This is a genomic window from Chitinophaga sancti, from assembly GCF_034087045.1.
GTDB classification, from domain to species: Bacteria; Bacteroidota; Bacteroidia; order Chitinophagales; family Chitinophagaceae; genus Chitinophaga; species Chitinophaga sancti_B.
Genome location: NZ_CP139247.1, coordinates 3,416,292 through 3,428,567 on the forward strand (window position 1 = coordinate 3,416,292; position 12,276 = coordinate 3,428,567).

General features: G+C 43.0%; 12 protein-coding genes. 7 read left to right on the forward strand and 5 right to left on the reverse strand.

All coding sequences use genetic code 11. From position 1 onward, the window contains the following. Positions 1–433: 433 nt before the first annotated feature. Together SIO70_RS14210 and SIO70_RS14215 are read right to left on the reverse strand one after the other, a co-directional pair. Entirely contained in the window at positions 434–1,588 is a 1,155-nt protein-coding gene (locus SIO70_RS14210) for a hypothetical protein (protein ID WP_320581520.1), read from the reverse strand. Between the two features lie 44 nt (positions 1,589–1,632). Then, a complete protein-coding gene (locus SIO70_RS14215) occupies positions 1,633–2,223 on the reverse strand; it encodes a Crp/Fnr family transcriptional regulator (protein WP_320581521.1) in 591 nt (196 codons plus the stop codon). A gap of 178 nt (positions 2,224–2,401) precedes the next feature. On the opposite strand from SIO70_RS14215, the gene SIO70_RS14220 reads away from it, so the two are divergent. The 7 genes from SIO70_RS14220 to ric all read left to right on the forward strand — a co-directional run bounded on the left by SIO70_RS14220 (position 2,402) and on the right by ric (position 9,395). After that, positions 2,402–2,887, forward strand: coding sequence for a cytochrome c (locus SIO70_RS14220; protein WP_320581522.1), 486 nt, complete (start codon positions 2,402–2,404; stop codon positions 2,885–2,887). Positions 2,888–2,894: 7 nt separating this feature from the next. Continuing rightward, positions 2,895–4,856, forward strand: a complete 1,962-nt coding sequence (nosZ, locus tag SIO70_RS14225; RefSeq protein WP_320581523.1) for a Sec-dependent nitrous-oxide reductase — start codon at positions 2,895–2,897, stop codon at positions 4,854–4,856. A 10-nt stretch (positions 4,857–4,866) separates the two neighbouring features. After that, a complete protein-coding gene (locus SIO70_RS14230) occupies positions 4,867–5,826 on the forward strand; it encodes a hypothetical protein (protein ID WP_320581524.1) in 960 nt (319 codons plus the stop codon). Beyond that, the gene (locus SIO70_RS14235) at positions 5,805–7,025 is read left to right on the forward strand and encodes a nitrous oxide reductase family maturation protein NosD (RefSeq protein ID WP_320581525.1); all 1,221 of its coding nucleotides are present in this window, start codon (positions 5,805–5,807) and stop codon (positions 7,023–7,025) included. Before SIO70_RS14230 ends, SIO70_RS14235 begins: the two co-directional genes overlap by 22 nt. After that, positions 7,022–7,729 carry an ABC transporter ATP-binding protein gene (locus SIO70_RS14240; protein WP_320581526.1) on the forward strand — a complete coding sequence of 236 codons (708 nt, stop codon included), beginning with the start codon at positions 7,022–7,024 and terminating at the stop codon, positions 7,727–7,729. Before SIO70_RS14235 ends, SIO70_RS14240 begins: the two co-directional genes overlap by 4 nt. A 182-nt stretch (positions 7,730–7,911) precedes the next feature. Next, positions 7,912–8,679: an ABC transporter permease subunit gene (locus SIO70_RS14245; RefSeq protein ID WP_320581527.1), complete on the forward strand. Its 768-nt coding sequence runs from the start codon at positions 7,912–7,914 to the stop codon at positions 8,677–8,679. A 20-nt stretch (positions 8,680–8,699) separates the two neighbouring features. Beyond that, the gene (ric, locus tag SIO70_RS14250; RefSeq protein ID WP_320581528.1) at positions 8,700–9,395 is read left to right on the forward strand and encodes an iron-sulfur cluster repair di-iron protein; all 696 of its coding nucleotides are present in this window, start codon (positions 8,700–8,702) and stop codon (positions 9,393–9,395) included. 176 nt (positions 9,396–9,571) lie between these two features. On the opposite strand, the gene SIO70_RS14255 is transcribed toward ric, so the two are convergent. From SIO70_RS14255 to SIO70_RS14265, 3 genes are all read right to left on the reverse strand, one after another. Continuing rightward, positions 9,572–10,312, reverse strand: a complete 741-nt coding sequence (locus SIO70_RS14255; RefSeq protein ID WP_320581529.1) for a lysophospholipid acyltransferase family protein — start codon at positions 10,310–10,312, stop codon at positions 9,572–9,574. Between the two features lie 249 nt (positions 10,313–10,561). Further along, entirely contained in the window at positions 10,562–11,101 is a 540-nt protein-coding gene (locus SIO70_RS14260) for a prolyl-tRNA synthetase associated domain-containing protein (protein ID WP_320581530.1), read from the reverse strand. Between the two features lie 229 nt (positions 11,102–11,330). After that, positions 11,331–11,906, reverse strand: coding sequence for a hypothetical protein (locus SIO70_RS14265; RefSeq protein WP_320581531.1), 576 nt, complete (start codon positions 11,904–11,906; stop codon positions 11,331–11,333). Between the last annotated feature and the right edge of the window lie 370 nt (positions 11,907–12,276).

The window sequence follows — 12,276 nt, forward strand, 5'->3', positions numbered from 1 at the left end:
TGTAGCTGTATTCTACAAGGAAGTAAAACCTGATGTTAGGATTTGTGGAGAGACCGACCCAAAACATCTCGTTGATGTAATATTACTTTGACATTTATCCCATTTTTTCGCAGCAGCTACAATATGGGAAGTTCCACTTTTCCTTATTTCATTCCACACAAATTGACAAAAAGTAAAAATTAATTCGTTTCATTTATTGTGAAATTTATATTTTTATTTCATTAAATGTGAAATAAGTTGGGTGATTTCATTAAATGTGAAATAAGATGAAAAAACAATTACATTTTATTTTAATGGCAGATGTTATTGGAAGCAGAACAGCGCAACCACAACAATAAGTTCAATGACTACTATTTAATGGGAAATCTTGCTTCTGTAATTGTAGCAATATTCTATACCTATGCATTTAAAGAATTTGATACGATCCCTTTATTTAATAGGATCTGCCCTTAGCCACCATCACCCCAATCCCCGTCATCATCACCACGCCCGCACCAAACAACCAATACACCACCGTCGGCGTACCACTCCCCCAAAAGTAAGCCATCACACACTGTGTCATCATTATCACCTCATTCGCAATCACTCCCGTAATAAATATCACCAACCCTACCTTATTCCCCTTCACCAACTTATTCAATATCAAAAACCCTAAAATCAAAAAGCTCACAAACCCTAACACTACCAAATGCAAATACCCTATCACCACCGGTCTGAACCCATAAGCAAACCTTCCCAGGGCTGTTACCAACGTCAACACCTGCAATACAATCTTAATGATAAACGCCAGTGAAGCCAATACCCACAACGGATGTAAATGCTTTATCACCGGTACCGCCAGTATTAAAAACACCAATGCCGCTAACTGTATCAGCCCTGCCGCCCCTGCGATTGTATAAATCCACCCTGCCGGATGAGACCATAACATAGACAAACAATACGCCGGTATACAGGCAATCGCCATCAATATAACAAACACCTTACTGAAGTTAGGTGCCAGGTAAATGTGAAATCGCGGCGCCGCCCAAAAGAACAATGCCATCACTGCAAAGGTGAACCAACCATTGTATTGAAAATGCAGGTAGAAGTAAATAGCATTGTTATAATACACCATATCCCCCTTGCCAAACGCCAGCATGAAAGGCCCCACACTGGAAATTAACAAAAACGCAATCGCCAGCCGCAAACAAGACTTTACCAAAGGAGGAAAACTGATATCAGCAATATCATTCAGATATGCAATAGCAAACCAAAAACTAAATACTACAGACAATGCCGAAAACGCAATTGACACAGGTCCATATCCCTGTATCGTAAAACTGACCAACATGCCGAAACTGGCTACCTGGTTCAGCCAGAACTGGTAAGCATATGTTTTCCTATAAGGGATCAAATAAACAAAACAGGTAAATAATATCGTGGTCACCCATCCTGAAAAGGCGAAATGAGAATGCGCGTGCAATAGATATTTATAATCCAGCACTGGCAGTGAAAAGGCGCCTTTATATCTTAGTATCACTCCAAGGATAGATACTATCAGTAAATTCACCAGGGACAAATATGCCCATTTCTTAATGGTTTTAGACATACACTTTAATAAATCGCAATGTTGAAAAATCACTCCATATGTCTTTACACATACACCTTCCCCTTATTCACCAACAAATCTCCTTTTTTATACATCCCCCTGATCGTTCTTATCACCGTTTCCACTCTCAACCCTGTCATATCCGCAATCTGCTGCCTTGTCAACGTTACCCGTAACCTTCCCTGCAATAACTCTGGCACCGTATACCGTTTCAATACCCCTCTTATCAATACCGCCGGCTCACTACATGTCATCTCCCTTGACAAAATAGACTTCTGTCTCAACCGCATCGCCAGCAAAGTTGTAAATGCATAATGTATCTCCGGATTCTCTTTCAGCAACCGGATAAACGTGGGCTTCGGCAATCGTAAAATAACACTATCACTATCAGCTACAGCCGCTGCCGGATAACCCATACCCGTAAATAGCGGCGGCTCTCCAAATGACTCTCCTGCTACAAATATCCCCTGTATAAACTCCTTCCCATTCAGGCTCGTATTCACCATCCGGACTTCTCCCGATTCAATCTGGTAGTAATAATGCGCTTCTTCCCCCTCGGTAAAGATAACCCGGCCTTTTTCCGCTGTTAACCGGATGGCACCCCATTCCCGCAGCAGGTCGGTGTGGATAATCATTGTGAACGATTTTATTAACTATTCCAAAGCTAGCCCTGCCCGTCATCCCGATAAATGATTGAAAACAGTTTTTCTGATGATTAACATCAAGACCGTTTTTATGATCTGGATCATATCCACGCACCTTTGAGTAGCGTAATGTTGTACTCAGGAATTGTCAGAACACAATCTTTAATAAATGAAAAAGTACGTTTACACAGCAGTGCTCCTGGGGCTGACCTGGGCCTGCTCAAATAACAGCCAACCTCCCAAAGAGGAATCCCCGGCACCTGTAGTTGAAGACAATAGTCTTGCGGGGTCCAATTCTGCATCAGCGTACGATTCCACCAAAGGGGCAGGGAAATTTACGAATGTAGCCCTCAGTGCCACATTAGATCAGAAAATGATTGCCGCAGGCAAAACCGTGTACGAAGTAAAATGCGCCGCCTGCCATAAGCTAACCGACGAAAAGCTGGTGGGACCCGGCTGGAAAGGTGTTACGAAGAAAAAATCCGCTGAATGGATCATGAACTTCGTCACCAACACTGACGAGATGATCGACAAAGATCCTCATGCACAGGCTATGCTGGCAGTTTGCATGGTTCGCATGCCCAACCAGCACCTGACTGATGAGGAAACAAGAAACGTATTTGAATTTATGCGTAACAATGATTCATCTAAATAGTTATTCTATGCGGTTATGTTCAATAGCGGTGCTTATCATAGCACTCGCATCCTGTAAACCACGTAATGAAGCCGGCGCTATCAATGCAGGTGCTGCTGAAAAGGTTTACGTTGCACCGGGTAAATACGACGAGTTCTACAACTTCGTTTCCGGTGGTTTTAATGGTCAGGTGTCTGTTTATGGTATTCCTTCAGGCCGTTTGCTCAAGATTATCCCTGTATTCTCTGTAATGCCTGAAAATGGCTATGGATACAGCGAAGAAACTAAACCTATGCTGGAAACCTCTCACGGTTCTCTGCCTTGGGATGACCAACATCACCTGGAACTGTCTCAGAAAGATGGTACCCCCGATGGTCGCTGGCTCTTCGCTAATGCCAACAACACGCCTAGGGTAGCACGTATCAACCTCGCTACATTCAAAACAGAAGAGATCCTCGAACTGCCTAACAGCGCCGGTAACCACTCTTCTCCTTTCTGTACAGAAAACACCGAATACATAGTAGCAGGTACCCGTTTCAGCGTTCCTATTGGTGACAATCAGGACGTTCCTATCGCTGATTACAAGAAGTCCTTCAACGGTACAGTGAGCTTTATCAAAATTGATTCCAGCAATGGCCGTATGTCTCTGGCTTTCCAGTTGCTGACCCCTGCTATCAACTTTGACCTGAGCCATGCCGGTAAAGGCCCAAGCCATGACTGGTTCTTCTTCTCCTGCTACAATGTAGAACAGGCACATACCCTGCTTGAAGTCAACGCTTCTCAGCGTGATAAGGATTTCATCATGGCGGTGAACTGGAAGAAAGCGGAAGAATTCATCCGTAAAAACAAAGGTACATTGAAGAATTCCCGTTATGCACACAACGTATATAATGAAACCACTCACAATGCTACTTCTACTATCGAAACAAAGGTGCTGACACTGGATCCATCTCAACTTAATGATTTCGTGTACTTCATTCCCTGTCCTAAATCTCCACATGGCGTTGACATCGACCCAAGTGGTGAATATATCGTAGGTAGTGGTAAATTGGCTGCACTCATTCCTGTATTCTCTTTCACTAAGCTGATGACGGCAATTGAGAAGAAAGATTTTGATGGCGACTACCAGGGTATCCCTGTTGTTAAATACGAATCCGCCCTGTACGGTGAAGTACAGAAACCTGGCCTTGGTCCATTACACACTGAGTTCGACGGAAAGGGTAATGCGTATACTTCCTTCTTCGTTTCTTCCGAAGTGGTGAAATGGAGTCTCAAAGACCTGAAAGTACTTGACAGAAAACCTACTTACTATTCTGTAGGTCACCTGTGTATTCCAGGTGGTGATACCAAACATCCTTTTGGTAAATACCTGATTGCATATAACAAGATCACAAAAGACCGTTACCTGCCTACGGGTCCTGAGCTGGCTCAAAGTGCACAGTTGTACGACATCTCAGGCGATAAGATGGAACTGTTGCTGGACTTCCCTACCGTTGGTGAACCTCACTATGCACAGGCGCTTCCTGCTGACCTGATTAAGAATAACTCTGTGAAGTATTTCAAGATCGAGGAAAACAAACATCCTTATGTCACTAAGGGTGAGAAAGAAGCCAAGGTAGTTCGTGAAGGTAACAAGGTACATGTGTATATCACTTCTATCCGTTCCCACTTTACGCCTGATAACATCGAAGGTGTACGTGTTGGTGATGAAGTATATTTCCATGTTACTAACCTGGAACAGGATTGGGATATTCCACATGGCTTTGCTGTGAAAGGCGCTGCAAATGCAGAGATCCTGATCATGCCTGGCGAAACCTGTACACTGAAGTGGGTACCAGATGCAGAAGGTGTTTATCCTATTTACTGTACTGACTTCTGTAGCGCGCTGCATCAGGAAATGCAGGGTTATGTAAGAGTATCTAAAGCTGGTGCAAATACACCGCTCAAGTACGGTACTAACCTGCCTGATAGTGCAGTAGCGAAAAACTAAACTGATCATTATGCAAAGAAAATTGTCAACCCGATTTCGGGCAGTCATTTTCATGCTTTCATTGGCAATGGTGGCAGTGCTCTATTTTCCTATCTGGAAAATAGAGCTGGCCGCCCCCCAATACCCGGAAGGCCTGACGTTGAAAATTGCTGCTAATGGATTACGCGGCGATGTGGATATCGTGAATGGATTGAACCATTACATAGGAATGCAAACATTGCACACCGAAGATTTTATTGAGTTTAAGATTTTACCTTTTATTCTGGGTGGATTGGCTGTGCTGGGCTTTGTAGTATGTGCGCTGAATAACAGGAAAGTATATTATGGCTGGGTGGCGTTATTCCTGCTGGTAGCGGTTGTTGCGATGGTTGATTTTTACAGATGGGAATATAACTATGGTCACCACCTGGATCCCGAAGCGCCGATCAGGGTACCGGGCATGGCGTATCAGCCTCCATTACTGGGTTATAAACAGTTGTTGAATTTCGGGGCTTATTCTATTCCCGATGTAGGTGGATGGATCTTTATTGGTGTAGGCGTGTTGTTGGTGTTGCTGTCATTTAAATTTAAGAAAGGTTTCTTTGTAGTGGCAGGGTTGACGTTGGGATTACAGAGTTGTAGTTCAGGTCCTGCTCCTATCAGGTATGGACAGGATGCTTGCGACTTTTGTAAAATGGGTTTTACAGACAAGCGTTTTGGTGCAGAGGTCGTAACAAAGAAGGGAAAGGTTTTTAAGTATGACGATGTGCATTGTTTGCTGGCGGCTTTAAAGGCTGGCGGACAGGAAGCAGGCGGGATCTGGTTGCTGGACTTTACTGATGGACAATGGATCAAAGCGGAAGATAGCAGGTTATTGCACAGTACTACATTTCATTCTCCAATGGGTAGTGACATTGCTGCGTTTGCAGACAGTGTGCATATGAAGGATTTTAACGGAGAATCACTCACATGGAAAGAGCTATATCGATAATAATTTTGTGGTTGTTGCCTTTACAGGCATGGGCCGGGGTATTGACGGTGAAAGGATCTGTAAAAGAAACCTTGCAGCGGGCAGTGGCAGGCGATACAGTCGTAGTACCCGCAGGCGTTTACTACGAGAAAGGGCTGGTGATTGATAAAGCCATTTATCTGAAAGGGATCAACAAGCCTGTACTGGATGGAGAGAATAAATATGAAGTGATATTAATACTGTCCAGTCATGTAACGGTAGATGGATTTGTGATCAGGCATTCCGGTTTTTCTGACTGGAAAGACCTGGCAGGAATTAAACTGGGCAATGTGCGGCATGTGACGATCAAAAACAATGTACTGGAAGAAACATTCTTTGGCATTTACTGCCAGCAGTCTGATAGCTGTACCATACAAAACAATACCCTGCGTTCCAACGCGAGTCAGCGTATTCAATCCGGCAACGGTATTCACTGCTGGCACTGCGATGGTATGCAACTGGTAGGGAATGTAATTACGCAGCACAGAGACGGTATCTACTTTGAGTTTGTAACGAATTCACTGATCAAAGGGAATCATAGTTTTAAAAATGTGCGGTATGGTTTGCACTTTATGTTTTCGCACAATGACCACTATGAAGACAATATTTTTGATCACAACGAGGCGGGCGTATCTGTGATGTTTTCACATGGTGTGGATATGAAGCGGAATACATTCGCTGGCAACCAGGGTGGTGGTGCGTACGGGATATTGCTGAAAGAGATTACGGACAGCAAAATGGAGAAGAGCCACTTTGAAGACAATACGGTTGGAATTTATATGGAAGGTACCACGAGAGTGCAGGTGATGGACAATGTGTTTAAGGCAAATGGCTGGGCTATGAAGGTGCAGGCAAGTTGTTCTGAGAACAGGATCACCCGCAATAACTTTGTCGGCAACACATTCGATGTAGCAACGAATGGCTCGCTGGTACTAAACAATTTTGATAATAATTACTGGGACAAATATGAAGGGTATGATCTGAACAGAGATGGAAAAGGAGACGTGCCTTATCACCCGGTGAGTTTGTATGCAATGGTGGCAGATAAGAACCCGGCTGTGATGATGTTGTTTCACAGTTTCATGGTGAGTTTGCTGGACCGGACGGAAAAAGTAATGCCGGGTATCACGCCTGTGAACCTGGTGGATCGTGCACCGATTATGAAACCCCTTTCGTTATGATTCGTTTTACAAATATATACAAACGATTTGGCCGGCTGCAGGCATTGGATAATATCAATCTTTTTTTTGAAGAAGGAAAGAGTATTGCTTTGATAGGACCTAATGGTAGTGGGAAGACTACATTGATCAAGAGTCTGTTGGGAATGGTGGTGCCTGATAAAGGAGATATTGCTTTTAAAGGAGCTTCCGTATCAGGTAGTTGTGAATACAGGGGCAATATTGGTTATATGCCGCAGGTAAGCAGTTATCCTGAGAATATGACTATTGCACAGGTGGTGGACATGATGAAGGATATCAGGCAGTTTACAACGCTGGATGAAGACCTGGTACATGCCTTTAAATTGCCACAGCTGGCTAATAAGCGCATGCGGACATTATCTGGTGGTACAAGGCAGAAGGTAAGTGCTTGCCTGGCGTTTTTATTCAATCCGGAAGTGTTGGTGCTGGATGAACCTACAGCAGGATTGGACCCGGTAGCATCAGGGATTTTGCAGGACAAGATCCTGCAGGAGACGAGGAATGGAAAGCTGGTGTTGATCACTTCACATATCTTGTCCGAACTGGATGATCTGGTAGATGAGGTGGCGTATCTGCAGGATGGTAAAGTACAGTTTCATAAGCAGGTGGCAGAGCTGCAGGCGGAGACAGGGGAGCAAAAGTTAGTACGCGCAATGGCACGTGTCATGGAAAATGAAGGACTATGAAGAAGGGTAATAAGTACACAATACATGTAATAGCACGTGTCATGGAAAATGAAGGACTATGAAGAAGGTTAATAAGTACACAATACATGTAATAGCACGTGTCATGGAAAATGAAGGACTATGAAGAAGGTTAATAAGTACACAATACATGTAATAGCATTTGTCATGGAAAATGAAGGACTATGAAAAAGATTATTAAATACGTAGTACTGGACATCTTACGCAACAGGATATTGGTAAGCTATACAGTACTGCTATTGGTCGTGTCAATGTTATTACTTTGTCTCACAGACAACAGCACAAAAGCATTACTGAGTTTATTGAATATCGTGCTGATTGTATTGCCGCTGGTGAGTATTATTTTTTCAACGATCTATTATTACAATGCATCGGCGTTTATCGAGTTGCTGGTTTGTCAGCCGTTGCGAAGAACGAAGATATTATTAAGTGTCTATATCGGGTTAGCATTGTCATTGCTGATAGCATTTGTAGTAGGAGTGGGTGTACCGTTGATGATCTTTGACGGGAGTATGACGGCGGTATTGTTGATATTAGTAGGTATGGCGCTGACAGTGATCTTTTCTGCGCTGGCCATTTTAGGATCTGTGATCATGCGTGACAAGGCGAGAGGCATTGGGGTAGCGATACTGGCGTGGTTTTATTTCTCCTTGTTGTATGATGGATTGGTGCTTTTTCTCTTATTTCAGTTCAGCGACTATCCGTTGGAGAAACCGGCCGTTGTGATGGGGGCATTGAACCCGATAGATCTGGGTAGAATTATAGTTTTATTAAGATTGGATAGTGCTGCGATGATGGGGTATACAGGCGCGGTGTTTGCCTCATTTTTCGGAAGCGTGGGTGGTATGCTCACGGGTTTTACACTCTTGTTATTATGGATGGGATGGCCGTTATGCTGGGCGCTGCGGCGATTTAATAGAAAAGACTTGTAATCAAATTTAACAATTTCAACATGGTAAGAAATAATGTAATCACAGTCGGAGAAATGGCTGGAAAGGACTATCGCATGGCCGATGTTTTCAGAGGTTTTGGTGTCGATTTTTGTTGTGGTGGTGGTCAGACCATTGCGCAGGCGGCAACACAGGGTGGTATTACAGAAGAAGAGCTGTGGACAGCCCTGGAAACAGCAACGTTAAAGGCGAAGCAGCCAGCGAACGACTTTAGTGTATTAGCACCTCAGTTACTGGCAGAACACATTCTGAGTACACACCATAAATATGTGAAAGAAGCATTGCCAGTGATTTGGGAGTTTGCACAGAAGGTAGCAGGGCATCATGGTGATACGCATCCTGAGCTGATTGATCTAAGAGCTGCTGTGCTGCATGAAGCAGAAGACCTGCTGGATCATCTGGAAAAAGAAGAACAGGTACTGTTCCCGGCTATCAAACAAATGGCTGCTGGCGAACCAGGGCTGCCATATGTAAAAGGTGCGGTAGAATGTATGATGAAAGAACATAGTTCATCAGGAGAATCACTGGAAGAATGGCGGCGGTTGACGAATAATTACCAGGTGCCGGAAGGTGCGTGTAATTCATACAGATTTCTCTTTGAGAAATTGCAGGAGTTCGATACAGATTTAAGACAACATATTCATTTAGAGAATAACATTTTATTTCCGAAGGCTTTGGCATTGTTGCAGGAAGCTTAAATGAGCGTTTTTTCGTTAAAGAGCTAATGAGTGACCGGGGGCTTTCCAGCCTTCGGTTTTTATTTTACATCTTTACCATAAATTCCAATCTCTTTATTGTAGTGGTAAATGATGGGCATAAAATAATCCCATATAGACGGAATAGTCTATAAAATTGCAGGATAAAAAAGTAAAATTTAGTGTTGATTTTCAATACTATTCCTAACGGCGTCTTCTGCTTCCTGCAAAACCACCTCTGCAGAGCGACCGGCGGGTTCGATAGGGGGGAGTACGGTCCAACTCATTTTTTCGAAGGTGCCCAATGGGAAGTTTCCATACCTGAAAAACTTCCAGCTACCATTAATAGCGACAGGAACAATGAGTGCCTGAGGAACTTTTTTAAGCAGGATGCTAACACCCCCTGTCATAAAAGGCTTCATTTCTCCCTTCCGGCTACGGGTACCTTCGGGGAAGATAACGGCAGACCAGTTCTTTTCCTGCATACGGGCACCGAGTTTGAGTAGCTCACCCATAGATTGCTTTTTGTCTTTGCGGTCAATGTTGGCCGCGCCACCATATTTAAGGTTAAAACTGATGCTGGGTATGCCACTGGCCAGTTCAATTTTGGAAACGAACTTGGCATGGTGCTTCCGAAGGTGCCAGATCAATGGTGGAATATCGTACATGCTCTGGTGGTTCGCCACGAAAATAATAGGACGGTCGGTGGGCAATGCCTGGTGATTGACAAAGCGGGCACGACAGCCCAGGATCATATAGGTACTGGATAGCAATCCGTTCAGAATATCAACAGAGGTCTTATGGGCTTTATAGCCTCCTAATTTGAGACAGAGCCACTGGATGGGGTGGAAAATCAGCAGGAATCCACCAAAGAATAAATAATGGAGGGGGGATAAGATGTATCCGGGCAGTTTCTTCATTATATCGATGCTTTTTTCAATAATCCGGGGACAAATTTAGGGAGAATAAGGCTAATTGCATCTGATATTGATCAGAGATGCATTTAGTTTTATATGTTTACCTATGCTTACCCAGTACGAATTGGAAAGCAATGTACAATATGCAGCGTATTATAACAAGAATAGCAAAATTTATGCTATGCTCCGCTTGCTGTAAAAGGAATAAATGAAGCGGGTAATCCAAAGATCTTATGGGCGGGCGAAAGTTTTTTATACCTCTATAAATGTAGGTGTGTGTTTGGTATGCTGGAGAAAGTCATTGAGTATCCATTCCCTGCTAATTTTCATATAGCCTTTGGGTGTACCATCGCTGCAACCGTACCATTCTTCATTGAGTATGTCTTTGTCTATGAGTACCTGTACCTTATTTTCCTTGTCCAGCAGGGTGCCGAAAATGGTGGCGCCGCCTACCGGTGTGCCTAAAAGATTGTTCAATAATTCTACAGAAGCAAATGATACGCGGGGAATACCTACGGCGCTGCTGAAATCTTTGGTCACGAAAGGCTTGTCTGCTGTTGTGATGAAAAGATAGAAGTTTGTTTGCTGGCGGTTGCAGAGGAAGAGTGTCTTTACAATCTGCACATTGAGTTTTTCATTGATCAGTATACAGTCTTCCATGGTGATGGCTTCGTCTGTATCAACGCGTTCAAAAGGTACCTGCAGGTGTTGTAAGGTATTATACACCAGTTCCTGTAGGGGTGTTTTGAATTCGGCCGGTGGCGCGGTCTGTATTTCGCTGATATAGAACATTGATGACTTTTTTAATAAAGATAACCGATATTTTAGTGCATTTGCAGGTATCGGGGAAGCCTGTTGGAAGCAAAGATATTGCAAGGAACAAAGATAGCTATCTGTCTTCCGCGGAAGGGCATCGGTGGCTACCGAAGGCGGCGCAACAGCTGCAAAATCTTAACCTGTACAACCAGTCGCCGGGTCACACCTGCAAATCCAATAGTTTCTACCAGGATGTAGAAACATTTCATTGTATAGTTTGATTAGGCTGATCCATTTTAACAATATCCTCGGCTAACTGAAACATCACTTTACAACTATCATAGTTAAATGGATACACCCCATAGATCAGGCATTTATGATCTTTTACCTCTACATTCAGGTCCTGAACACTCATCATCTTATTAAAAAACTCAATACCGATCGTTTGTTCTATCGTACCTGCGTCAGCAGCTTCAAGTATGTATTTGTGATTAAATGCTGGTACTGCCTTTACCTTGACAGAATTGGGGAGGTATAAATTGAGGAATTTATCATTTTCAGTATTGGCGGTGATCTTAAACTCAGGCAGTAAGTGGGTTAGTTCAATGCATACGCCTGCATACCTGGATTTATCCTTTTTGGCCACGTTCCGATATTTTACAAAACTTACTTGTTGTAAAGAATTAGTGAGTTTCCAGGCGTAAGTAATTTTGAAATTATCACCGTTGCGGAAAGAGGAGAAATGCCCCAGATTGATTTCCCTCGTAGACTCTTTCGTCATTGGGTAATCTTTCTTTAATTCGGCGAGTATTTCTTTTTCCAGCTTTGCTTCTTCAGCCATGTTGAGTTTTTAGTTGTTTAACCAGGTCAAATGCTTAGGTAAATGGAACTTTCTAATCTTTCGATCTATATAGATGCTGAAGAATTGAAATATGGTTTCCAGATAATGTTGTGGTCTGCACCTGCATTTTCATAGTATAGATTCAGTTACAAATATAATAACTCTTACAGATTAGTGCAATTGAGGAGGTGTTTTTATTGGTAGTCAATGGTTTATGTTAATAAAGGGCCACTTTTTAAGGATTGAGCGCTGATATTTACTGCTAATAATTCAGTATTATTTAATTGGCTGGGGAGTGTATTTTTATAGGAACCCAAACCTGTAAAGCCTCATTTATGAAGTTCAAACTTTACTTTTTGCTTATTTTATT